Annotated in this window: 20 protein-coding genes and 1 pseudogene; 11 read left to right on the top strand and 10 right to left on the bottom strand. The window is 73.3% G+C overall.

Annotated features, from left to right (window positions below; all coding sequences use genetic code 11):
- Positions 1-8 precede the first annotated feature (8 nt).
- On the top strand, positions 9-938 hold the full coding sequence (locus AWW66_RS05110; protein ID WP_067360428.1) for an NmrA/HSCARG family protein: 930 nt from the start codon (positions 9-11) through the stop codon (positions 936-938).
- Positions 939-975: 37 nt separating this feature from the next.
- Here the strand turns inward: AWW66_RS05110 and AWW66_RS05115 are convergent, their stop codons facing one another.
- Entirely contained in the window at positions 976-1,953 is a 978-nt protein-coding gene (locus AWW66_RS05115) for a ketopantoate reductase family protein (RefSeq protein ID WP_067360431.1), read from the bottom strand.
- An 85-nt stretch (positions 1,954-2,038) separates the two neighbouring features.
- On the opposite strand from AWW66_RS05115, the gene AWW66_RS05120 reads away from it, so the two are divergent.
- Complete coding sequence (locus tag AWW66_RS05120; RefSeq protein ID WP_067360434.1) at positions 2,039-2,605, top strand: TetR/AcrR family transcriptional regulator; 567 nt, start codon at positions 2,039-2,041, stop codon at positions 2,603-2,605.
- A 98-nt stretch (positions 2,606-2,703) separates the two neighbouring features.
- Here the strand turns inward: AWW66_RS05120 and AWW66_RS05125 are convergent.
- Positions 2,704-3,216 (bottom strand): annotated as a pseudogene (locus AWW66_RS05125) (MMPL family transporter); the annotation flags it as partial.
- On the opposite strand from AWW66_RS05125, the gene AWW66_RS35100 reads away from it, so the two are divergent.
- Entirely contained in the window at positions 3,098-3,442 is a 345-nt protein-coding gene (locus tag AWW66_RS35100; RefSeq protein WP_157527165.1) for a TetR family transcriptional regulator C-terminal domain-containing protein, read from the top strand. The pseudogene AWW66_RS05125 and the gene AWW66_RS35100 overlap by 119 nt on opposite strands.
- 78 nt (positions 3,443-3,520) lie before the next feature.
- On the opposite strand, the gene AWW66_RS05135 is transcribed toward AWW66_RS35100, so the two are convergent.
- Positions 3,521-4,636: a PQQ-dependent sugar dehydrogenase gene (locus AWW66_RS05135; protein ID WP_067360443.1), complete on the bottom strand. Its 1,116-nt coding sequence runs from the start codon at positions 4,634-4,636 to the stop codon at positions 3,521-3,523.
- Between the two features lie 210 nt (positions 4,637-4,846).
- Between AWW66_RS05135 and AWW66_RS05140 the strand changes: the two genes are divergently transcribed.
- Positions 4,847-6,163 carry a hemolysin family protein gene (locus tag AWW66_RS05140; protein ID WP_067360446.1) on the top strand — a complete coding sequence of 439 codons (1,317 nt, stop codon included), beginning with the start codon at positions 4,847-4,849 and terminating at the stop codon, positions 6,161-6,163.
- 71 nt (positions 6,164-6,234) lie between these two features.
- Here the strand turns inward: AWW66_RS05140 and AWW66_RS05145 are convergent, their stop codons facing one another.
- Both AWW66_RS05145 and AWW66_RS05150 read right to left on the bottom strand, forming a co-directional pair.
- Positions 6,235-7,065, bottom strand: a complete 831-nt coding sequence (locus tag AWW66_RS05145) for a DJ-1/PfpI family protein (RefSeq protein ID WP_083978232.1) — start codon at positions 7,063-7,065, stop codon at positions 6,235-6,237.
- Complete coding sequence (locus AWW66_RS05150; protein ID WP_067360449.1) at positions 7,058-8,050, bottom strand: GlxA family transcriptional regulator; 993 nt, start codon at positions 8,048-8,050, stop codon at positions 7,058-7,060. Before AWW66_RS05150 ends, AWW66_RS05145 begins: the two co-directional genes overlap by 8 nt.
- Positions 8,051-8,228: 178 nt before the next feature.
- On the opposite strand from AWW66_RS05150, the gene AWW66_RS05155 reads away from it, so the two are divergent.
- Together AWW66_RS05155 and AWW66_RS05160 are read left to right on the top strand one after the other, a co-directional pair.
- The gene (locus AWW66_RS05155) at positions 8,229-8,621 is read left to right on the top strand and encodes a hypothetical protein (RefSeq protein WP_083978239.1); all 393 of its coding nucleotides are present in this window, start codon (positions 8,229-8,231) and stop codon (positions 8,619-8,621) included.
- A gap of 38 nt (positions 8,622-8,659) precedes the next feature.
- Complete coding sequence (locus AWW66_RS05160) at positions 8,660-11,257, top strand: tetratricopeptide repeat protein (protein WP_067360455.1); 2,598 nt, start codon at positions 8,660-8,662, stop codon at positions 11,255-11,257.
- A 117-nt stretch (positions 11,258-11,374) separates the two neighbouring features.
- Here AWW66_RS05160 and AWW66_RS05165 read toward each other — a convergent pair whose 3' ends face one another.
- From AWW66_RS05165 to AWW66_RS05175, 3 genes are all read right to left on the bottom strand, one after another.
- A complete protein-coding gene (locus AWW66_RS05165; RefSeq protein ID WP_245647915.1) occupies positions 11,375-13,057 on the bottom strand; it encodes a right-handed parallel beta-helix repeat-containing protein in 1,683 nt (560 codons plus the stop codon).
- A gap of 400 nt (positions 13,058-13,457) precedes the next feature.
- Positions 13,458-14,078 (bottom strand): YdeI/OmpD-associated family protein, encoded by a 621-nt coding sequence (locus AWW66_RS05170; RefSeq protein WP_067360461.1) that lies wholly within the window; start codon positions 14,076-14,078, stop codon positions 13,458-13,460.
- A 77-nt stretch (positions 14,079-14,155) separates the two neighbouring features.
- A complete protein-coding gene (locus tag AWW66_RS05175; protein WP_067360465.1) occupies positions 14,156-15,358 on the bottom strand; it encodes a sensor histidine kinase in 1,203 nt (400 codons plus the stop codon).
- A 63-nt stretch (positions 15,359-15,421) separates the two neighbouring features.
- Here AWW66_RS05175 and AWW66_RS05180 point away from each other — a divergent pair, with 63 nt between their 5' ends.
- The 4 genes from AWW66_RS05180 (at position 15,422) to AWW66_RS05195 (ending at position 18,755) form a co-directional block, all read left to right on the top strand.
- Positions 15,422-16,633 carry a sensor histidine kinase gene (locus AWW66_RS05180; RefSeq protein ID WP_157527167.1) on the top strand — a complete coding sequence of 404 codons (1,212 nt, stop codon included), beginning with the start codon at positions 15,422-15,424 and terminating at the stop codon, positions 16,631-16,633.
- Between the two features lie 202 nt (positions 16,634-16,835).
- The gene (locus AWW66_RS05185; protein WP_281179559.1) at positions 16,836-17,483 is read left to right on the top strand and encodes a response regulator; all 648 of its coding nucleotides are present in this window, start codon (positions 16,836-16,838) and stop codon (positions 17,481-17,483) included.
- Positions 17,484-17,739: 256 nt separating this feature from the next.
- Complete coding sequence (locus AWW66_RS05190; RefSeq protein ID WP_067360468.1) at positions 17,740-18,432, top strand: hypothetical protein; 693 nt, start codon at positions 17,740-17,742, stop codon at positions 18,430-18,432.
- A 143-nt stretch (positions 18,433-18,575) separates the two neighbouring features.
- On the top strand, positions 18,576-18,755 hold the full coding sequence (locus AWW66_RS05195) for a hypothetical protein (protein WP_067360471.1): 180 nt from the start codon (positions 18,576-18,578) through the stop codon (positions 18,753-18,755).
- A gap of 116 nt (positions 18,756-18,871) precedes the next feature.
- On the opposite strand, the gene AWW66_RS05200 is transcribed toward AWW66_RS05195, so the two are convergent.
- Together AWW66_RS05200 and AWW66_RS05205 are read right to left on the bottom strand one after the other, a co-directional pair.
- The gene (locus tag AWW66_RS05200; RefSeq protein ID WP_067360473.1) at positions 18,872-21,793 is read right to left on the bottom strand and encodes a M48 family metalloprotease; all 2,922 of its coding nucleotides are present in this window, start codon (positions 21,791-21,793) and stop codon (positions 18,872-18,874) included.
- A gap of 352 nt (positions 21,794-22,145) precedes the next feature.
- Entirely contained in the window at positions 22,146-22,529 is a 384-nt protein-coding gene (locus AWW66_RS05205; RefSeq protein WP_067360476.1) for a VOC family protein, read from the bottom strand.
- A 107-nt stretch (positions 22,530-22,636) separates the two neighbouring features.
- Between AWW66_RS05205 and AWW66_RS05210 the strand changes: the two genes are divergently transcribed.
- Entirely contained in the window at positions 22,637-23,017 is a 381-nt protein-coding gene (locus AWW66_RS05210) for a winged helix-turn-helix transcriptional regulator (RefSeq protein WP_067360479.1), read from the top strand.
- Positions 23,018-23,236 lie beyond the last annotated feature (219 nt).

Here is a 23,236-nt window from a genome sequence, read left to right on the forward strand (position 1 = left end):
GCACCCCCATGTCCCCAGCAGCATCCGCGCCCGTCCTGGTCACCGGTGCCACCGGCCGGCAGGGCGGGGCCACCGCCCGGGCCCTGCTCGCGGCGGGCGTCCCCGTCCGGGCCCTGGTCCGCGACCCGGACAGCGACCGGGCCCAGCGGGTTCGCGCCCTCGGCGCCGACCTGGTCACCGGCGACCTCGACGACCGCGACTCCCTGGTCCGGGCCGCCGAGGGGGTCCGGGCCGTCTTCTCCGTCCAGATGCCGGCCTGGACGGAGCAGACGGGCTTCGACTTCGCCGGGGAGGTGACCCAGGGGGTGAACCTCATCGAGAGCGCGAAGGCCGCTGGGGTGCCGCAGTTCGTCTACAGCTCCGTCTCCGGAGTGGGTCAGCACACCGACATCCCCGGCTGGGCCGAGGGTCGCTGGTCCGCCCTGGAGGGGCCACTCGGGGCCAAGGCCGCCATCGCCGACCGGCTCCGGGCGGCCGACTTCCCGCGCTGGACCCACCTGAAGCCGGGCTTCTTCATGGAGAACTTCACCCCCTCGATGGCCTTCCTCTTCCCCCGTGGCGTCGAGGGCGGGCTGGTCAGCGTCCTGCGACCCGAGACCCGGCTCTCCCTGGTCGCCGCGCAGGACGTCGGCCGGGCCGCCGCGGCGGCCTTCCTCGACCCGAGCCGGTTCCACCGGGTGGAACTGGAACTAGCCGGCGACTACCTGTCGATGACCGAGATCGCCGAGATCCTCTCCCGCGCCCTCGGCACCCCGCTGCGGGCGCCGGAGATGACCGAACAGCAGGCCTTCACCGCCGGGATGCCGAGCATGGGGGCCTCCCACGAGTACCTGAACGTCGCGGGCCAGCCCGCCCGCCCCCGGTACGCCCGGTCCCTCGACATCCCGCTGACCAGCTTCGAGGAGTGGGCAAGCACCCACCTGGGCCCCACCGCCTGACGTCTCCGGGCCCGGGGCACGGTGGCGGGCGGGACGGTCAGCCGAGGGCCGGCCGCCACCGCCCCGGCTCGGTGTCGGGCGACCGGGCGAAGTAGGGCTCGGCCGCCGCCAGGCGGGGCACCGCCACGCCCAGCCGGTGAGCTTCCGCCAGGGTGTCGCGGCAGATGGCGCGCAGTTCCTCGGGGTTCGCGTGCGCCTCCATGACCCGGCGTGCCGGCGGGAAGTAACGGAACAGCCAGGCGAGTGCCGGTGCCGCCAGCCAGAGGGGCGCCGTGAAGGGCAGCAGGTCGCTCCGGTGCCGCCGCAGGTCGACGCCCCGGGCCTCGACGAGCGGTAGCAGTTCGCGGGTGGCGAGGATCGCCTCGCGTACGGCGCCGGTCGTCCACCCGGACAGCGAGCCCTGCTTGAGGCTCTGGGTGTGCAGGCCCGCGTTCTGGGCGAAGTGGATCGACAGCCAGCCACGGAAGTCGGAGGTCTCCCGGATCCGGAACCCCGCCTGGCGGAACACCTGCCGTACGGCCCGCTCGCGCTCGGTCGGCGGCTGGTCGAGAGTGCCGGCGAAGACCACGGGCAGCAGCGCCCCCCGCAGCACACCGTCGTCGCCGAAACCGCCGCCGGCCCCGGGGAAACCCCAGGCCACCTGGTCGGCGGGGAAGTGCTCTGCCGCGGTCGACGGCTCGACCAACAGGTTGTTGAAGACGAGCACCGTGGCCCCGCCCACACGCGGCCCCAGGAAGGCCGCGGCCTCCGGGAAGGCGTAGTGCTGCACGCTCAGCACGATCAGATCGAAGTCGTGGTCCGGCTCCAGGGACTCGCGGTAGCGCACCGGCCATCGCTCGGTGACGCGCTTGCCCCACGGTCGTCGCCGCGCGTCAAGCAGGTCGAGGTCGATCGCCTCCCCGTAGGCCGCCGCCCGGCCCGGCCGGACGTAGAACTCGACGTGGTGCCCGGCCCGTTCCAGGGCCCACCCGTACGCCGCGCCGATCACGCCCCGGCCGAACATCAAGATCTTCACGTCGCACCTCGTAGCCTATAATTGGAGACGACCTCCACTTAGAAAATATGGAGACAATCTCCACTTGTCAACTGCGAGGCCCCCCGTGACCGATGCCAAGCCACTGCGCGCCGACGCCCGCCGCAACCGCGACGCCCTGATCGCCAAGGCCCGCGAACTCTTCGCCGGCGGCTGCTTCAACCTGCGCTTCGACGACTTCGCCAAGCTGGCCGGCGTGGGCACCGGCACCCTCTACCGCCACTTCCCCACCCGGGAGGCCCTGGCCGAGGCGGTCTACCGCGAAGAGATCACCGCGATGTGCGACCGCGCCCGCGAACTACGCGCCACCCTCCCCGCCGACGAGGCGCTGGAGGCGTTCCTCCGTGGCTTCGTCGACCACCTGTACTCCCACGAGGGCCTCGCCCGTACCCTCGCGACGCTCATGGCCACCCGCTCGGGCGCGCTGGCCGAGGGCGGCCAGGCCCTGCACCAGGCCGTCGCCGACCTCCTGGCCGACGCCAGGACCGGAACCGTCCGCGACGACGTGGGGGCCGGCGCCGTCATGGTGGCCCTGCACGGCATCTGCGCGGCCTACGACCACCCGACCCACCGCGCCGATGCGGACGGCGTCGTCACCCTTCTCCTCGCCGGCCTCCGTCGCCCGGCGACCTGAGCGACGCCCGCCCGGCACCGCCCCCGTCACCTCAGCGGGGGCCGCAGACGCCGCCGGCCCCGAGGCCCTGGCGGGTGCCGGCCACCCGCCAGGCCCGGTCAGGAGCTGGTCGGGGCCATTGCCGGGAGGCGCTGGGCGAGCGCCTCGCCCTCGACGTCCAGGCTCGGCACGACCTTCTCCATCCAGCGGGGCATCCACCAGATCCGCCGGCCGAGGATGAGCATGACGGCGGGGACGACGAGCATCCGGACCAGGAAGGCGTCGACGAGGACGCCGACGGCGAGGGCGAAGCCGATGGTCTTGAGGATGATGTCGTCGGTGAGGGTGAAGCCGGCGAACACCCCGACCATGATCAGGGCGGCGGCGGCCACGACACGGGCGCTGTGGGTGAACCCGTCGACGACCGCCTGGCGCGCCGGCGCCCCGTGCACGTAGGCCTCCCGCATCCGCGTGACGAGGAAGACCTCGTAGTCCATCGCCAGGCCGAACAGGATGCCGGTGAGCAGGATCGGCAGCAGGAACAGCACCGGGCCGGTGGTGTCGAGACCGACGAGTTCGTTGAGCCAGCCCCACTGGAAGACCGCGACGGTCGCCCCCAGGGAGACACCGACGGGCCTGCGGGCGGAGATCACGGCGCTTCTCGCGGAAGGCCAGGCGGCGGGCAGCGTCCGGTCGGACATCTCCCTGACCGACGCGGCCTCGCTCGTCCTCGCGGCGGCCGACGGTCTCAGCACCCAGTGGCTGCTCGACGGGAGCGCCGACCTCAAGAGCGGCCTGTTGCTGCTGCAACGCCTCCTCGAACCGCCGGACCGACAGGTGGGTCGCACCGAGGGCTGACCCCCGCCCGCACCCGCACCGACGAGGACCGCAGCGGGCCCGGCGGGTCACCCGCCGGGCCCACCGGTCACGGCCGGGTCACCGGGCCGGGAACCGCAGGACGCGGTCGTCACCGTCGCGGACGTCGCCCCGGCCGTCGGTGTTGGAGGTGGTCACCCAGAGCGCGCCGTCCGGAGCCACCTGCACCGTGCGCAGCCGCCCGTACGCGTCGGTGAGCTGGGCGGACGGCTCGCCGAGCCGGTCACCGTCGAGCGGCACGACCCACAGCCGTTCACCGCGCAGCGCGGCGACGTAGGCGGTACCGGCGGTGATGGCGAGGCCGGACGGGGAGGCCTCGCGGGTGGACCAGGTGACCAGCGGGTTGGTGTAGCGGCCACCCGCCGTGTCGCCCTCGCCCTCGACCTCGGGCCAGCCGTAGTTGCGGCCCGGCTCGATCAGGTTGACCTCGTCGACGTCGTTCTGCCCGAACTCGGTGGCGAAGAGCCGGCCGTCGGCGTCCCAGGCCAGGCCCTGCACGTTGCGGTGACCCAGGCTGTAGACCGGGGAGCCGGCGGTGGGGTTGCCGGGTGCGGGGTCACCGTCCGGGGTGAGCCGCAGGATCTTGCCGGCCGGGCTCGCCGGGTCCTGGGAGCTGGAGGTGTTCCCGGCGTCACCGGTGCCGACGTACAGCATGCCGTCGGGGCCGAACGCGATGCGCCCGCCGTTGTGGAAGCTCGCCTTGGCGATGCCCGAGAAGACCACCTCGGGCGCACCGCCACCGAGCCGGAAACGCACGATCCGGTTGTCGTCGGCCGCGGTGAAGTAGGCGTAGACCAGGTCGTCGGTGGCGAACTCCGGCGAGACGGCGAGGCCGAGCAGCCCGCCCTCCCCGGCCGCGGCCACCCCGGCCACCTCGGCGACCTGCTGCGGGGCACCGCCGCCGGCGGCCACCCGCAGGATCCGACCGGAGTCCCGCTCGGCGACCAGGGCGTCGCCACCCGGCAGGAACGCCAGACCCCACGGTACGTCGAGGCCCCGTGCCACTTCCTCTCCCGCGCCGAGGTCGGGGGCCCCGGCGGGAGAACTGCTCGCCGTACTCGTCGCCACCGGTCCCGCGCCCGGACCCGCCTCGTCCTCGTTCCCGGTGCCACACCCGGCGGCACCGGCAGCCAGCAGGAGGGCCAGTGCCGATCCCGCCCATCGTCGCGTCCGCATTCGTCTCCTCCGCCGTCGTCCTTGGTTGATCACCTCGGCTCGCCCTATCGAGAAAAGCACAGGTGGGCGGAGATCGTCGGTCGGCAACCGCGGGTGTGGTGAGCGTCAGCCGGCGCTGCCCCGTTCCGCCGGTCCCGCCCCGCCGGGATCGGCAGGGGCTACGGTTGGTGTTTCCGGACGGTCCGGGCGGAAGGAGGCGTCGAACCAGCCGTGGGCGGCTATGGCGTGCAGGTCACGCTTGTGTTCGTGTTGGTGCTGGTCAACGCGGTGTTCGCGGGCAGCGAGATGGCGTTGGTGTCGCTGCGGGAGAGCCAGTTGCAGCGCCTCGAACGGCGCTCCCGGGCCGGGCGGGTGCTGGCGAAGTTGGCCCGCGACCCGAACCGCTTCCTGGCCACGATCCAGATCGGTATCACGCTGGCCGGGTTCCTGGCCTCGGCGGCTGCGGCGGTCTCCCTCGCCGCGCCGCTCGTGGGCCCGCTGGGGTTCCTGGGGTCGGCGGCCGAGCCGGCCGCGATCGTGGTCGTGACGATCCTGTTGACCTTCGTCACCCTGGTCTTCGGCGAGCTGGCGCCGAAACGCATCGCGATGCAGCGTGCGGAGGGCTGGGCGCTGCTGGTCGCCCGACCGCTGGACACGCTGTCGGCGGTCTCCCGGCCGGTGGTGTGGCTGCTGAGCAGGGCGAGCGACGCCGTGGTACGGCTGACCGGTGGTGATCCGCGCGCCCGACGGGAGGAGGTCACCACCGAGGAGCTGCGGGACATGGTCGCCGCGCAGCGCAACCTCACCCTCGAACACCGGATGATCATCTCGGGGGCGTTCGAGGTCGCCGAGCGGACCCTGCGGGAGATTCTGGTGCCGCGCCGGGACGTGGTGACCCTGTCGGCGTCGTTGTCCGCGCCGCAGGCGTTGCGGGAGCTGGGCGCGTCGGGGCAGACCCGGGCCCCGGTCGTGGGTCGCAGCGGCCTGGACGACACGCTCGGCGTGGTGCACCTGCGTGACCTGCTCGACCAGGACGGACCGGTCGCCGAGCACGCCAGCCCCGCGGTGTACCTGCCCGAGACGTTGAAGGTGACCGAGGCGATCCGGGAGCTGCGCGCGCAGCGGCAGCAGTTCGCGCTGGTGGTGGACGAGCGCGGCTCCATCGACGGCATCGTCACGATGGAGGACCTGGTCGAGGAGATCGTCGGCGAGATCTACGACGAGACCGACCGGGACGTGCAGTCCGTGGTCCGGGAGCCGGACGGATCGCTCCTGCTGCCCGGCGGGTTCCCCCTGCACGACCTGCCCGACGTCGGCGTCGATCTCGACGAGGACACTCTCGAGGACAACGACTACACGACCGTGGCGGGTCTGCTGTTGGCCCGCCTGGGGCACATCCCGAAGGCACCCGGCGGGGTGGTCGAGTTGCCGGGCCTGACCGCAGCGGTCGCGGAGGTGACCGGGCAGGCCATCACCCGCGTCCGCCTGCGCCCCAGGCCCACCGGCGACGAGGGGCCCGAGACCGGCGACGACGTCCCCGGCTCGTAGCCCGGCCGTCCCGTTGGTGGCGACGGCCGGGCGGTGGCAGGCTGACGTTCCAGGCGGGGCTGGTTCGGTCCTCAGGAGAGGACGTCGCGGACCCGTTCGCGTTCCGACTGGAACAGGCTCCAGAGGTGGTCCTCGTCCGCGTCCGGCAGGTTCTCGACCCGGCCGTAGTCGAACGGCGGTTCGGGGTCGTACTCCAGGAAGGCCTGCCCCCGGCCGGCGGCCCGCTCGCCCCACAGGCGCGCGGCCACCACCAGGGCGGCGTCCATGCCGGCGCTGACCCCGGCGCTGGTGACGATCCGCCCGTCGACGACCCAGCGGTGCCGCTTGAACCGCGCGCCGGACAGGGGCAGCTCGTCGGCGAACGCCCAGTAGGTGGTCGCCGAGCGGCCACGCAGGATCCCCGCGGCGGCCATGAGCAGCACGCCGGTGCAGATGCCGAAGGTGATGCGGCTGTGGTGGTGCGCGGCGCGGATGTAGTCCAGGATGCGCGGCTCCTGCATGAGGATGCTCGGCTGGCCCGGTCCGGGCACGACGAGCACGTCGGGTCGGGGAAGGGTGTCGTAGGTGGCGGTCGGCACCCACTGCATGCCGCTGCCGCCGCCACCGGGGATCGGCGTCAGGTCCGGGCCGACGAAGTGCAGCCGGGCCGGTGGTCCGCCCGCGCGGCCGGTGGCGCCGAGAACGCTCAGCGGGCCCACCAGGTCGAGGGGGACGAGCCCGTCGAAGACCAGGAAGGCGATGTCGAGCGGCTCCTCGCCGCCCACCGCCGGCCTGCGGTGCGCCGCGTCCGCCGGGGGCCGGCGGTGGGCCGTTGCCGGGCCGGCGGCGCCCACGGTGAGGCCGGTCGCGGCGAGCGCGGCCCCGATGGTCAGCAACTGTCGCCGGTTCGGGTGGTCAGGCATGGGTCACACCTTTCTGTGACTGGTGGCGGTAGGCGGTCGGAGCCATCCCCACGATCCGGTGGAAGGCCTTCCGCATGGTTTCGACGTTGCGGAAGCCGCACTGCCTGGCCACGACCTCGACGGGGTCGTCGCCGGCTTCGAGGAGTTGCTGGGCCGCCTCGACGCGGATCCGCTGGACGTACTGGCCGGGCGTGGTACCCAGCACCTCGATGAACAGGCGGGACAGGTGGCGCGGGCTCAGCGCGGCACGGCCGGCCATCGCCTCCAGTGAGTGGTCCGCGTGCGGCTGCGCGGCGACCGCGTCGAGCACCGCCCGCAGCGCCGCCCGGCGTGACGACCGGACCTGGCCGCGTACCGACAGTTGCGACTGGCCGGCCGGCCGTTGCAGGAAGACCACCAGCCACTGGGCGACCTGACGGGCGAGCGCCCCGCCACGGTCGCGTTCCACCAGGGCCAGGGCGAGGTCGATACCGGCGGTGACCCCGGCGGCGGTGTACACGTCGCCGTCGCGCACGTACATGCCGTCGGACTTGACGGTGACCTGCGGGTACCGGTCGGCCAACTCCTGGCAGGAGGCCCAGTGGGTGGTCGCCCGCCGGCCGTCGAGCAGGCCGGCCTCGGCCAGCACGAACGCGCCGATGCAGACCGACGCCACCACCGTGGACCGCTCCCGCAGCCGGCGTACCGCCTGGGCGAGGGGGGCCAGCGCGGGACTGTCCGGTGCGGGGTCGCAGCCGGCGACCAGCAGGATGTCCACCGGGCCGGTCACCGAGTCCAGGGCGGTGTCGACGCCGAGCGGTACCCCTTCCCGGGTGTGGACCGGCCGGCCGTCGGGCGAGGCCAGTCGGACGCGGTAGCCGCCAGCGCACTTCGCCGCGAGGGCGAAGACCTGCAACGGCCCGGCGACGTCCAGCAGCACCGCGCCGTCGCCCGCCGCGATGACCACGTCCCGAGCGCCGCCAGCGCGCGACGGTGAAGCTCTCATGCAGCGAGTATCGAAGGATGCTCCGGTCCCGGACAACGACGGCCACCCCACGGTTCCGGCCATGGTCGTCCGGAACCGCAGCCCCTCGCCCGACGACCCCGGGCAGCCCGCGCCGCCAGGTGACCGGATGGCTGCGTGTTGTCACAATGGTGGTTCGTGTGGTGGGAGGGCGGGTGTGATGACCGGGGTGGAGTTGATCGTGGCGGCGTTGGCTGCCGCCGCGACGGCGGGGGTCACCAGCGGGGTTCAGGACGCCTACGGGGGGTTGAAGGGGCTGCTGGCCCGACGGTTGTCCGGCCGGGACCGGGCGGTGCGGGCCCTGGACGCGCGGGAGACCGAGCCGGGGGTGTGGCAGGCCCGTCTCGGCGCTGACCTGCGCGCTGCCGGTGCGGACAGCGACGAGCAGGTCCTGGCGGCGGCGCGGGCGGTCCTCGCGCAGGCGGACCCGGCCGGGACCCGGGCCGGGGCGTACACGGTGACGACCAACTACGGGGCGGTGGGGCAGTTCCACGCGCCGGTGACGTTCCACCAAGGGCCGCCGGTCCCCCCGGCCCCGCCGGGGACGGTGTAGGGTCGCCCGTCTCCGGTACCACCGACCCGCCGGTCGCGGTGGCGGCCAGCTCGGGTGCGGCCGGCGTCTTCTACGCGCCGGTGACGATCAACGCCCGTGCTCTGGTGTCCTGGCCGCACCGGGTCGGCGCGGTGCCGCCGCAGGCGCACCGCCGGCAGGAACGCCCCGCCGATCGGTTGCTCGACGCCCCGTCGACCGGGGACGGTGGTGGGGCGTGTCAGGTGGTGACCGGTCTCGGTGGAGTCGGCAAGACCCAGCTCGCCGCCGGGCTGGTGCACCGGCTGTGGCACGCCGGGAAGGTGGACCTGCTGGTGTGGGTGTCGGCGACCTCCCGACCGGCGGTGGTGACGGCCTACGCCCAGGCGGCCACCGACGTCACCGGGGCGGAGGACGCCGACCCCGAGCAGGCGGTCCTCCGGTTCCTGGGCTGGCTGGCGACCACGACCCGGCGGTGGCTGGTCGTCCTCGACGACGTCGAGGACCCCACCGACCTGCGCGGCCTGTGGCCGCCGCGCACCGGGGCGGGTCGGACGGTGGTCACCACCCGCCGGGTCGACAGCGCCCTGACCGCCGGCCGGCAGCACATCACCGTCGACGTGTTCACGCCGGAGGAGTCCACGGACTATCTCACCGGGAAGCTCGGCGGTGATCCGGGCCGGCTGGCGCAGGCCGCCGACCTCGCCGACGACCTCGGGCACCTTCCGCTGGCGCTGGCGCAGGCCGCCGCGTACATCCTCGACCGCAGAAGCATGACCTGCGCCGGCTACCGCCGCCGCCTGGCCGACCGGCGTCGACAGTTGGGCGCGCTGGCTCCTGGCGTCCTGCCCGACGACCATCCCCACGCGGTCGCGGTGACCTGGTCACTGTCCATCGAACGCGCCGACACGCTCCCCCCTGCGGGACTGACCCGTCCGGTACTGGAACTCGTTGCCCTGCTCGACCCGAACGGCATACCCGCCGAGGTGCTCACCGCCCCCGCCGTCCTGGACCACCTCGCTGTCCGCACCGGTGAGCCGGTCGAGGCCGACGACGTCACCGACGCGCTGGACAACCTGGCCCGGCTCAGCCTCGCCACCCTCGACGAGAGCACCGGCGTTGTCCGGGCGCACCGGCTCCTCCAACGCGTCGTCCGGGAATCCGAGGAGGCTGTCGACTTTGAGCAGGCCACCGCACGGGCTGTCGCCGTCGCCACCGCACTGCTCACCATCTGGCCCGAGGTCGAACGCGATCGCGAACACGCACAGACCCTTCGCGACAACACCATCGCTCTGCACACCACCACCGGGTCACTGCTCTGGAGCACCGTTGGGGGCGGGCACCCGGTGCTGTTCGAAGCCGGCCACAGTTTCGGCCACACGGGTCAGGTCCTTGCCGCCGGCCGCTACTTCCAGACCCTGTACGACACCGCCACCGCGCAGCTCGGGGCTGAGCATCCGGACACCCTGAGCGCCCGTGCCTACCTCGCCGCCTGGCTCGGTCGCGCCGGGGACGAGCTGGGTGCGGTGTCAGCCCTCGGCGAGTTGCTCGCCGACGCCCTGCGGGTCCTGGGCCCGGATGATCCGACCACCCTGATGATCCGCGGCCACCTCGCCTTCTTCCGTTCCTACGCCGGGGATCCGGCGGGGGTGGCCTCGACGTACGAGGAGCTGCTCGCCGATGCCGTGCGGGTGTGGGGCCCTGACGATCCGACCACGCTGACCATCCGCCTCAACCTGGCCGGCTCACGCGGTGAGGCCGGGGATGTGGCAGGTGCGCTCTCGGCCCACGAGGAGTTGCTCGCCGATGCCCTGCGCGTGCTCGATCCCGATGATCCGTTGCTGCTGGCCATCCGCGTCAACACGACCGCCTGGATCGGTGAGGCCGGAGACGCGGCAGGCGCGGCGTCCACCTTCGAGGAACTGTGCACAGAGTTCCTGCGGGTGCTCGGCCCGGACCATCCGGACACCCTGGCTGCTCGTCACGCCCTCGCCACCTGGCGGGGTGAGGCTGGGGACGCGGCAGGCGCCACGGCAGCCTTCGAGGAACTGCTCGGGGATCTCCGGCGGGTGCTCGGCCCGGACCATCCGAACACGCTGACCGCTCGGGGCCACCTCGCCAACTGGCACGGTCGTGCCGGGGACGCGGCAGGTGCGGCGGCAGCCTACGAGGAACTGGTCGTCGATGACCTCCGAGTGTTCGGCCCCGACCATCAGAACACGCTCTCCGCCCGTAACAACCTCGCGGCCTGGCGCGGTGAGGCTGGAGACGTCGTGGGCGCGATGTCGGCCCACGAGGAGCTACTCGCTGACGTCCTGCGGCTGCTCGGCCCCGACCAGTGGCTCACGCTGGCCGTTCGGGAACGGCTCGCCGGCTGGCGTGGCCGGGTCGGCGACGCGGCGGGGGCGGCGGCAGCCTACGAGGAACTGGTCGTCGACCGGCTGCGGGTGTTCGGCCCGGACCATCCGGACACCCTGGTCGCTCGGGCCCTCCACGCCAACTGGCGTGGTCTCGCCGGGGACGCGGCGGGCGCCGCCTCGGCTTACGACGAGCTGCTTGCTGACGCCCTGCGAGTCCTCGGCCCGGACCACCCGCACACGCCGATCTTCACCGCCAAGCGAGCCAGGTGGCGCGCCGCGGCCGCGCGTCCCGGCCCCTGACCCGGTGCGGTCATCTCCTGGGAGGTCTCAGCGGCTGCCCGCCCCGGCCAGGTCGCGCCGGCCGGTACGCCGATGCCGGCGTCACCGCAGCGGTGACGCCGGCGTCGACTGTGCTCGTTACGGGGTGACCACCCGGCCGCCGAAGGTCACCACGAGCCGACCGTCGGAGGCGAAGGACCAGCCCAGGGCACCGGAGTACGCGGAGCAGCGGGAGCCGTTGGTGCCGGACCAGAACTGGTTCGAGCTGTCGGCGTTGCCGACGATCCGGTCGTTCGAGCCGCTGTCGCAGGAGGTGTTGTTCCGGAACACCGAGGAGCCGCCGTCGAAGTTGAAGTTGCGCTCGGTGTTGCCGATGTTGGCGTTGTTCGACACCGTCATCGTGCCCGGGTTGCGGTTGTAGGTGAACCCGTGCTTGCCGTTGTCGTAGGCGATGTTGCCCCGGATGGTGTGGTTCACCGCGATGTCCTCGCCGCCGAGCTTGAAGCCGTTGCGGTCACCGTTGCCGGCCTGACCGCCGTTGCTCAGGGTGCCGTTGCCGAAGGCGAGGGAGTGCTCGACGACCACCGCGCCGATGGCCCCGGTGTCGCTCTTCGTGTAGAGGTCGTAGCCGTCGTCGATGTTGTTGTGGGCCACGGTGTAGCGGAAGATGTTGCCGGGGCCGACGGTGAGCTTCGGGGCGAAGCCGTCGGCGTCCTCACCGTCGGAGTCGACGTTGTCGTGCGACACCGTGCTGACCACGAGGTTGTTGGAGGGCCACTGGTCGCGGGGCGCGTCGGCGATCAGCCGCGAGAGTTGCAGCCCCGAGTCCCGGTTGTGGCGGGTCACCACACGCTCGATGATGTTGTTGTTGCCGGCGAGCAGGATGCCGTTGTCCCCGGCCCGCTCGACGATGATGCCCCGGACGTGCCAGTACGATCCGCCGATCGCGAGGCCGCGGTTGGCCGGGTCCTCGCTCTGCGCCGAGAAGTTCAGGATCGGGGTCTCACCCGAGTACGCGAAGATGTTCTTGCGCGCGTTCGACGTGCCGTTGTTGTTCTGGGCGATGGTGATGGTCTGCGAGTAGCGGTAGGTGCCGCCGCGCACGAAGATCGTCCCGCCGGCGGGGATCCGGGTGATCGCGGAGGTGAGCGTCGTCGGGTTCGCCAGGGTTCCGGCCGCGCTGTCGGTGCCGGTCGGCGCCACGTACAGGGTGTTGCCCGACGGCGGCGGGGTCGTCGGCGGGGGCGTGGTCGGCGGCGGGGTGGTCGGCGGGGGCGTGGTCGGCGGCGGGGTGGTCGGCGGGGTCGTCGTGCCCGAGGCGTACGTCTCGAACTCGGCGATCCTCGGCGTGCCGTTCGCGCTGGTGATCTCGAAGTTGATCTTGCGCAGCGAGGTGGCGGCGAAGGTGATGGTCCCGGCCCCGGTACCGGTACCGCTGGCCAGGGTGGCCCCGGTGTCGTTGTTGACCAGTCGCCAGGCGCCCACGACCCCGACCGCGCCGGCCGCCTCGCGGATGGTGACCGAGGCCACCGTGGTGGCGGACCCCCACTTGACCGAGATGCGCCCGGTCGAGCCGGACGGCGACCAGTAGGTGCTCATGTTGCCGTCGAGCACGTTGCCGTAGCTGGTGCCGCCACCCTTGCTGGAGCCGTCGGAGCCGGCCCCGAGACTGAGGTTGGTCTCGTTGGCGCTGACCGACGCGGCGGCGGGGGCGTCCGTCGCGCCCGACGCCTGGGCCACCGGCAGCGCCGCAGCCACCGCGGCTGCGGCGGCCACGGCGGTGCCGCCGGCAAGAAGCCTGTGTCGCACTGCAGTTCTCACTGTTGGACTCCTCAGGTGGGGGTACGGCGCGGGGGCACTGCCTCTCCAGCCCGACACCGCGTGGCTACGTGTCCGTCTTCAGCCCGTCCATAGAGCGAAACATCGATGTAATACCAGGCTAGGAAAGCGCTTGCCGCGCCACAAGTGTTGGAGACGTGCAGTTTTGTTGCAGCCCGGTCGGAGATCCGCACGGCGCATCAGCGGAGGGCGCGCGACTACGGCGGACCACCCGGGGCGACATGATGCGCACGAGCGACATACCTGCCGGGTATAAATATGCCTCTCAGGTATGTCACCCCAACGGCATCATGCCGGCCGGCTGGTCACCCTCCGTAGCGCGGCCGGCGAGCCGAGCACCCCTCGCGGGCGGCCTACATCCGGGCTGGTCGACGTGGTGTCGTCACCGTGGCTGACCGGAGGGCGAGGTCGCCGGGGTGGCCTTCTGCGGGAAGATCGTCTCGTGGCGGGCCAGCATGGCGACGAACTCGCCGATCTTCCGCTCCCGGGTCTGCGCCCGTTTGACGGCGTTGAGACGGTGGATGAGAGCGAACCGGTTGGTCTTGGTGAGCACGTCGAACATGGCCTGGGCGGCGGGGACGGCGGCGATGGCGGCGAGCAGGTCGGCCGGCACCTCGGCCTCCGACGGCGGGGCGTAGGCGGCTGCCCACCGCCCGTCCGCCTGGGCGGCCTCCACGGCGGCCCGGCCCGGGGGCAGCATCCGCCCCTGCGCCTCCAGCCGGGCCACGTGGCCGACGTTGCGCTGTGACCAGGAACTGCGCGGCCGACGAGGGGTGAACCGGATCCAGGAGATGTCCTGATCCCCCTTACGGGCCTGCCCGTCGATCCAGCCGAAGCAGAGAGCCTCGTCGACCGCCTGCTGCCAGGTCAGGGTCGTGACCGTGCCGCCCTTCCTGGTCAGCGCGAGCCACACACCGGGCGACGTGCCGTGGTGGGCCGACAGCCACCCGCGCAGCGCGTCGGCGTCCACGACGATCAACTCATCCAGCTCGACGCTCGCCATGACGGCAGGTTACTGCGGCCGTGGCCGCAGTAACCTGCCGCCGGTCGGCGAGGGCACCAACCAGGCCCCGTCAGCGGTCAGCCGGCCCGCAGCGGCACGTCCGCGAGCACCTGCCAGCCGCCACCGGGCACCCGGCCCACCTCGAACCGGCCGCCGAGCAGGTGCACCCGCTCCCGCATCCCGACCAGGCCGTACCCGCCGCCGCCGGACCGTTTCGGCTGGTCGGTGTGTCGGCCGTCGTCGCGTACCCGGATCCGGACGGTGCCGTCCCCGGCCCGTACCGCCGCCGTGATCTCCCGGGCGCCGGTGGCGTACCGGCGCGCGTTCGTCACCGCCTCCTGGACCAGCCGCAGCACCGTGGTCGCGACCTCCGCCGGGACGGGCTCGGTGAGCTCCACCGTCAGCCGGACCGGGGTGCCACCGTCCGGGGTGGCCGTCGCCGCGTGCAGGTCGGCGGCCAGATCCGTGGTCGGCGGTACCGGTCCCCCGCCGCCCTCACCGGAGTCCCGCAGCATGTCGACCATGAGCTGCACCGCCGCGAGGGCGTCCGTGCCGGCGCGCTCGATGACGGGCAACACCCGCACCGGCGCACCCGGATCGGGCACCGCCACCGCCTGCGCCGCCTGGGCCTGCACCACCATCCCGCCGATGTGGTGCGCCACCACGTCGTGCAGCTCCCGGGCCAGCGCGACCCGCTCCCGTAGCTGCGCCGCGTCCACCACGGCTTGCAGCTCCCGCGCGTGTGCGGCGTCGCGCGTGCGCAGGTACCAGCCGGCGAGGACGGCCAGCCCCGGCAGGATCACGGCCCAGCCGAGGCCCGGGGGGTGGTCCGGGTGCTCGGGCCGCAGGCCCCGGGCCGCGAGACAGCCGAGCAGGACCAGCACCACGAGGCCGGCGGCGGCGGACCGGGACGACCGGCGGACCACGGCGACGATGACGGCCAGCACCCCGACGACCTCGGCGGCCCCCAGCCCGCTCACGGCGGAGGGGATCGCGACGCCGGCCAGCCGCAGCACCGCCGACCAGACCACCAGGACCACCGGTACGCCGACGCCCGCGACGGTCGGCCAGCGGGACGCCACCACCGCGAGGGCACACACCGTGAGGAAGCTCGGCAGCACCCACCGGTCGTCGTAGTGCTGCGTCAGCTCGCTCGCCGCCGCCCCGTCCAGCAGCAGCGCGAACAGCAGCAGCGCCGCCACCGGCCAGTCCCAGGTGAGCAGGCCCCGCCAGTCGAGCTTCACGCCGCCACCACAGCAGTCCTCGGGTCGGCCGGGCATCAGCAGGTGACGATAGCGCAGCGGTCGTACCGGCCCGGTGACGGTGAGCCGTACTGTGTCCGGGTGTCCTCCCCCCTGCTCGGGTCGGTGAGAAGGTCCGCGGTGCTGGCGTCGGTGCTGCGGCAGTGGCCGTTGGCCGTGCTGCTGGTGGTCCTGGTACTGCTCGACGTGCAGATCACGGCGGAACTCGACACGGCGGGCCGGGGCTGGGCGGCGCCGGGCGTCCTCGTGCTGGCGGCCCTGGCGCTGCTGGCGCAGTTACGGCCGGTGGCCTCGGCCCTGGGTGCCGTGGCGACGCTCGTCGTCTCGACGGGGTTGCTGCGGGCGGTCGGGGCCGAGATGCCGGCGGGCCTGGCGGTGACCGAGTTCGCGGCGTTGGCGGCCGTCATCGTGGGCGTGGTCCGGCGGGTCCGGCCGGTGGGGGCGGCCGGGCTCGTCGGGTCGCTCCTGGCCACCGGCGCGGCGGCGGCGCAACTGCGGCCGGAGTACTGGTCGCTGCCGGCCGGGTCGACGCCGGAGCCGTGGTGGAGTGTGTCGCTGTCGGGGCTGGCACTGGTGGTGCTGCCGGTGGCGTACGGCTCGTACCTGCGGGCCCGGGACCGGGAGCGGGCCCGCGCGAGCCGGGCCGCGGTCGTCGCGGCGCAGCAGCGTGAACGGCTGACCCTGGCGCGGGAACTCCACGACGTGGTGGCCCACCAGGTCGCCGCGATGAGGGAGCAGACGCGGGCCGCGCGGGTGCTCTCCGAGACGGACCCCGGTGCGGCGGCCCGGGTGCTGCCGGTGATCGAACGCTCGGGAATGGAGTCGTTGTCCACGATGCGCCGGCTGGTCGCGGCGCTCCGCGAGGGTGACCAGGGCGACGGCGCGTCGCCGGCACGGCCGGTACGCACCGCCGATCTGGCGGCGGATCTGCGGGCGGTGACCTCGGTCGGCAGTCCACCGGTACGGCTGACCGTCGAGTTGGCCGAGCCGGTGGCCGACGAGGTCGCGACGTCGGTGCTGCGCGTGGTGCAGGAGTCGGTGACCGACGCCCGGCGGCACGCCGCCGGGGCCCGGGAGATATCGGCATCGGTACGGACGGAGCAGGGGAAGGTCCGGATCGAGGTACACGACGACGGGCGGGCCAGGGCGGCGACCGGCCGGCGGCGTGGTGGCGTCGGGCTGATCGGCGTCCGGGAACGGGTGCGCCTGCTCGGCGGCCGGTTCACCGCCGGCCGCACGACCGGCGGCTGGCGGGTGACCGCCGACGTGCCGCTGCGCCGTGCCGAGCGGTAGGCCGGGTACACCTCCCGCGCGCTCGGTGCCGCTGCCCGCGATATCCGGTTGACCGCCGCTCCGCCGTGCCCCGGGCCGGGTCCAGGGCTTAGCGGTATCAACCCGTATCATTCCAGCGCGATCGGCGGGATCTCCGTCGGCATCAGCGGTACGGCCGGCGGGTGGTCACCGAGCTGCCGGGGCCGGGACGGGGCGGTGGGCAGTGCGGGTCTTGATCGCCGATGACCAGGAGCTGATGCGGGTCGGGTTCCGGATGATCCTGGAGGCCCAGCCGGACATCACCGTGGTGGCCGACGTCGCGGACGGACGGTCGGCGGCCGAGGAGGCGCGTCGGCTGCGCCCGGACGTCTGCCTGCTGGACATCCGGATGCCGGGCCTCGACGGGTTGCAGGTCACGCGACTGCTCGCCGGTCCCGACGTGCCGGATCCGATCGCGGTCGTGGTCATCACCATGTTCAACGACGACGAGTACGTGGACACCGCGTTGCAGTACGGGGCCAGCGGATTCCTGCTCAAGGACTGTGGACCGGCGCTGCTCGTCGAGGCGGTCCGGGCGGCCGTCCGGGGTGACACGCTGGTGGCCCCGCAGGTCACCGTGCGGCTGCTGCGTCATTTCCGGCACCGGCCGCAGGTCCGGGCGACCGCACCGGTGCAGGCCCTGACCGAGCGGGAGAACGACGTCGTGCGGGGGGTGGCCCGGGGTCTGACCAACCAGGAGATCGCGACCGAGTTGTTCGTCGCGGTGTCCACCGTCAAGACCCATCTGGCCGCCGCGCAGGCGAAGCTCGGTGTGCGTAACCGGGTCGAGGTCGCCTCGTGGGCGTGGCGCGCCGGCCTGGTCGACGCCTGACCGGTCACCACCTGCGGAATCCCCGCCCGGCCCGACGCGGCGACGGCGGGAGGTGAACCGTGGGCCTCCACCTTTGGGTGGAGGCGGAACGCCTGATGTCCGCCCAGCGCCGATCCGGTGCCGGCTCGTGGACGGAAGGCGTGGCGGTCGCTGTTCGGCAGTCTCTGGGACGTCGAACCGGACCGCCGGTACGGGGCGGGTCGCCTGCGCAGGCGCTCGACCGGTACCCGCCACCACCTCTCGTCGGAGGAAGCTCATGCGTCTCACCCGTTCGTTCCTCGTCGGGGCCGCGCTCGCCGTCACCGTCCCGCTGACCGCCTGCACCGCCGACGGCGAGGTCACGGCCGGAGCGCCGGCGGCCAGCTCCGCGCCGGCCGCGCCCGCCCCGGCCGGGTCGCCGGCTGTTCCGCCGGCCGCCGACCAGACCGCGCCCGTGCCGGCCTCCGGCGCGCCGACCGGAAGGCCGACCGCCGCCCCGACCAGGACGACGGCCACCTCGAAGGCCACGTCGGATCTGTCCGGACTCCGGATCACCGGCATCAAGGCCGGCAAGAGCGTCCTGATCGACATCGCCGGTGACGGCGTGGACCGCTTCCTGCAGGTGGGTGAGGAGGGGGTCGACTTCACCGGGACCGACCGGACGGATTCCACGGCGATGTCCCTGCACCCCGCCCCGGTGTCGGCGGACAACCGGGTGGTCATCAAGCCGTCGTTCTGGAACGAGGAAACCGGCGACGGGTACTGCGTCGCGGACACCGCCGGTGCCGCGCTGAAGCTGGAGACCTGCGAGGCCGGCGCGGCGTCGCAGGTCTGGCGGGTGGTCCTGGCGGGTGACTCCGGCCTGTTCGAGCTGCACGGCGCCTACGGCGTCGTCGGCGTCGAGAACGGCCGCATCACCGCCTCCGGCAGCGGGGACACCGGCCTGCAGGTCCTGCCGTACGCGCCGTGACCGCCTCCGGCGGGCGGTGTCGACCGGGACGTCCGGGGTGTCAGCACGAAACACCCCGGTACCGACCGGTCGCACACCCGGCAGAGACCGCCGACCCCATCGACGTCGTTCCCCCCGTTCCGCTGAAACGAAGGAAGCAGACCATGGGAATCTCGGTTTACCTGGCACTGTTCGCGGTCGCCGCCTCCGCCACCGTCTTCGTCGTGGCGCGTCGGCGCCTGGGCCTCGGGAGGGCGTCGGCGCTGTCGGCGCTCACCTTCCTGGGCATCGCCGCCGCCTCGATCCTGTTCGTGCAGGTCGCCCTGAGCGGCATGGACGGCTGACCGCAACCGGTGCCAGGCCACGCACGACGCGGAGCGTTCGCGATGCGGAGCGCGACCGGTGCGGAGTCGCGCAGGTCCCTCGCGTGCGCCGGCGAGGGAGCGGGCGGCCCGGCCGGTCAGCCCCCGCCGGCCTTGCGGATCTCCGCGATCCGCTCGGTGACCGCTGTCAGGTGTGTGTGCGCGAGTTGCAGATCGTTGATCGAGGCGATGAACTGCTGGCCGTCCCCGATCTCGAAGGAGCGCGAGCAGCCCCGGCCCGCCCGCGCGACGTGGTCGACGAAGGCCTCCCAGCGCGCCTGCGCCGGCTCGTCGGGGACGGCGGCGAGGCGGGCGGCGTCCTGGGCGATCGCCTCGATGGTCGCGCACAGCGGCCGGATCCGGGCCTCGTCCACCTCGACCCTGCCGTTCGCGCCCGGCTTCTGCGCTTTCAGGTCGCCGATGGCGACGGCGAACGTGCCGTACACGGTGTGGAACCGGGTCATCAGGCTGCCGCCGCCCCGGCCGATCCAGGCTGACACCTCGACGGCTTTCAACCGGGGTGGACTCGGGGAACCGGTCGGTCCGGCCGTGGGCGCGACACCGTCGGTGGGTCGGGCACCGCCGACAGGCGGGGCGCTGCTGCCCGGTCCGGGTCGGGCGGTGGTGCCCTCGACGGCCGGTGCGGTCGCCTCGTACGCGATCGTGAGCGCCAGTGCGGTCGAGCCGGCCACCGTGACGACCGCCCGCCGCGCCACCATCCGCGCCCGCCCCGGCACGTCCACGGTCGCCGGACGGCCCCGCCGCCATCGGGCGGTGACGGCCCGCGTGCCGGCGACGAGCCCGGCGGCCGAGATGGACGTGACCAGCGCCGCCACCAGATTCTCGTCGAGCAGCGCACGCCACGCTGTCCACGCCTGCCCGGGCTGCCAGCCGCAGGAGGCGTGGAACAGGGTCAGTGGTCCCACGCAGCCGTCGATGGCGACGAGCACGAGCACGCCCACCGTGCCGCCGAGCATGGTCAGGTGGCCCGCGACGACCGCCGCGACGAGGTGGTAGCGGCCGGCGATCGTACTGGCGACGAGGGCGCTCAGCGCCGCCGCGCCCAGCAGGGCGAACGTGACCCAGCCCTGGTAGGCGGTGACGAAGGTGCGGGCCCGGCTCTCGGCCACCGGGAGGGCGAGTCGCATGAGCGCCATCACCGTCGCGACCGCGGCCCAGCACAGCAGGGTACCGGCGAGGGCGGGCAGCACCAGCCGCCGGAGTCGGGGCAGCGGCACCGGCGGTGGCGGCGTGACGGGTACCGGCGGGCCGGCGACCGCCGTACCCGAGCCAGGGTCGGAAGCCGGACCGGGGCCCGGTGCCGGTCGGGGTCGCAGCAGCCAGGCGGCGAGCGGAAAGGCCCACGAGACCGCGACCGCGATCTGGCTGAGTGACACGGTGTCCAGCAGCGTCATGGACGCCAGCCACCGCATCGTGACGTAGGCCGGCAGCACCGTCTCGTGCGGCAGCGACTGTCCGGCGTCGAGGCCGCCCGGCGCGACGACCAGCGCGAACTGGTCCCGCAGGAAGGGCACGCCGTGCGCCAGCCAGATGCCCGGGAGGCGCCACCACGTCATCCAGCCCACGATCGCGACGAAGGCCGTGACGAACACGATCCACCGCACCGGGCGCAGGGACCGTCCCGGCCATGCCGACGCCCACAGGTGGCAGCACTGGGTGATCCACCAGGTCAGCGTGGTGCCGGCGAGGAGCAGCAGGACCAGCAACCCGGGCTGCTGGGGCAGCCACTCCCAGATCGCGACCCGGCCGGACACGAACTCGGCGACGAGCATGCCCAGCCCCAGCCACCATCCGGCCCGCAGGCCCCCGGGGCCGCCGCGACCCGCCCGCCGGGCCGACACCACCGCCTGCCAGACCAGGCTGGAGATCACGCCGGTGACCAGCAACGCCACCGCGACCGCCACGACGAGCGTGGGTTCGGCCGCCGAGGCGAGCGTCGGTTCGACCGTCGAGGCGAGCGCCGTAGGGTTGATCCAGAACAGTTGGGCGTCGGCCAGGATCAGCACGGCACCGGTGAGGAACATCGCCAGCGCCGGGATGCGGGACAGCAGGTCCGGGTCGGCCAGCACCCGGCGGCGCGACGACCAGTCGGGGTGGGTCCGCCACAACCCACCGAAACCGGCCCACAGCCGCCGGCCCCGGCCGGGCGGCACCGGGGACGGCGCCGGCCAACCGCGCAGGTCCGCGCCCCACCGCGCCGCCGTCAGATCGGCGTGGAACTCCCGGGTCCGGAGCAGGTCCGCACGCGACAGGTAGACCAGCGTCACCAGCAGGGCCGCTGCCAGCAGGTTGCGATGTGTCGACACCGCGCCGGGATCGACGGGAGAACTGACGACCAGGTGCAGGTGGGTGGCCACGAACGGCACGAGCGCCACCACGATGAAGGACCGCCACAGCGTGACCGTCGCGTAGGTCAGCGTCACGTCCCGGTTGTCGATGTGCGCCAGCTCGTGCAGGAGGACCGCGCGGACGGCATGCGGGTCGGTGCGCAGCCGGACCAGGAGCCCACCGTGCAGACAGAGCCGGGGGTGTCCGGTCCGGCCGAACACCACCGCGCTGGCCGACATCGCGGTGGGGTCGACCAGCACCGTCGGCACCCGCCGCAGCCCGGTCTGCGCCACCAACTCCGCGATCATCCGACCGACCTGCCCGTCCCGGTCGACGACGGCCAGGGGCAGCACCCGCCCGCGCCGGGCCTTCCATCGGGGCAGCACCACGAACATCACCGCGGCGGCACCGAGCAACAGCAGGGTGGCCGCCGGGATCACCCACCACGGCGGGGTGACGGCCTGCAACTCGACGCACTCCGTCGGGTCGTAGGTGATCTGCCGCCGGTCGTCTGTCGGGATCATGCCGTCGCAGGTGACGCCGGCCGGCCGGAGCAACCCGAGAATCGCCAGCGTGAACTGCGCCATCCCCACGCTCGCGACCAGCAGCAGGGTCGACAACAGGACGAAGCGCAGCGTCGTGGCGGCGAGCTGCCGGCCGGTACCAGGCACGGCCTACCCCTCAGCGGCTCTCTGCCGGGGCCGGGCCGGACCCCCACGTCGCGCGACATGCGCGGGGCGTCCGCCCCCGGCGTGCCACCGCCGGCCGCCCCGCTCCGTCAGACCCGCCGCCACGGCCGGTCCCGTCGGCGGGTGGACGGCGAAACTGGCCGCATCCCACCCCTGCCGCTGTGCCGTGCACGGCCGGACCCATCGCAGCCTCCCCCGAGACAACAGGCAGGAGGCCACTGTCGCAGCAGAGGCAGGGCACGTCAGTCATCGATACGATAGTTGGGCTTTCCTGCGCTCAGCCGCAGCACGGCGGGTGCTCTCGCCAGGGCGGGGAACGTCCTTCACACGCAGGTCAGCCCGGGTGCCCGATAATCCGCTCGACCAGCTCCGGCACCCACTCGACGTACTCGACCTCGGCCCCACCGGCGTGCCGGGCGTACAGGTAGCGGCCGGTCGGGCTGGTCGCCTCCGGCGTGGTGACCTCGCCGCCCGCGGCGGTCAGCCCGGCGACGACGGCGTCCAGGTCATCGACGATCACGGTGGCGGAGGCGTGTCCGTAACGGGCCCTCTCCCCGGGTGGGCCGGCGATCACGAGGAAGTCGCCGATCGCGGCCAGCTCGATCGCGTCGAATGCGAACCGCAGGTCCGGCTCCGCGCCGACCAGGGTCCGCAGCGACGGCAGCGAGGCGTCGAGGTCGTCCACCCAGAGCCGGGCGTACGTTTTCAGAACGGTCATGTCCACTCCGGTACGGTGAGGTTGCCGACCAGACCGTACGGCGATGACCACGGTCGGGGTAAGTACGCACCTTTTGGTAAGAGGCGCAGGCGAAGGAGGCACGGCGGGTGGACGAGCCGTTGCCCGGCACACCGACGCCGGCAGAGGTGGCGCAGGTGCACCTGGTGGCTCGCCAGGTGTTCGGCGTGGTCGGCACCAAGTGGGCGGTGCCGGTCATCGACGCCATCGGCACCGACACGCGCCGCTTCGGCGAGTTGCACCGGCAGGTCGCCGGCATCAGCCACCGGCTGCTCACCGCGACCCTGCGCGAATTGGAGCGCAACGGGGTGGTCGACCGGACGCTGCACCCCACCGTGCCGCCGCGCACCGAGTACCGGCTCACCCCCGCCGGCCGGGAGTTGCACGACACGATCAACGGCTTCTGCGGGTGGAGCCGCCGTCACCTGGACGAGGTGCTGGCCGCACGCCGCCGGTTCGAGCAGGCGTGACTCCCGCCTCCGACAGGCGGTGTCGGGGCGGGTGACAGGCACGGCTGAACGAGCACCACGGATCAGCGGCGATCACCTGCGCCAAGGCCGGGCCCGGTAGCCGATACCGTCCGCACTCCCCCATTCCATCGGCGGCCGAAAAAACCGTCCGCCTTCCTGCCCGAACGGACGCTTCCGCATTCACCACAGCCAATGCCAAGCTCCGCAGCAGAGGCCTGC

Source organism: Micromonospora rosaria, from assembly GCF_001567585.1.
Taxonomy (GTDB): domain Bacteria; phylum Actinomycetota; class Actinomycetes; order Mycobacteriales; family Micromonosporaceae; genus Micromonospora; species Micromonospora rosaria.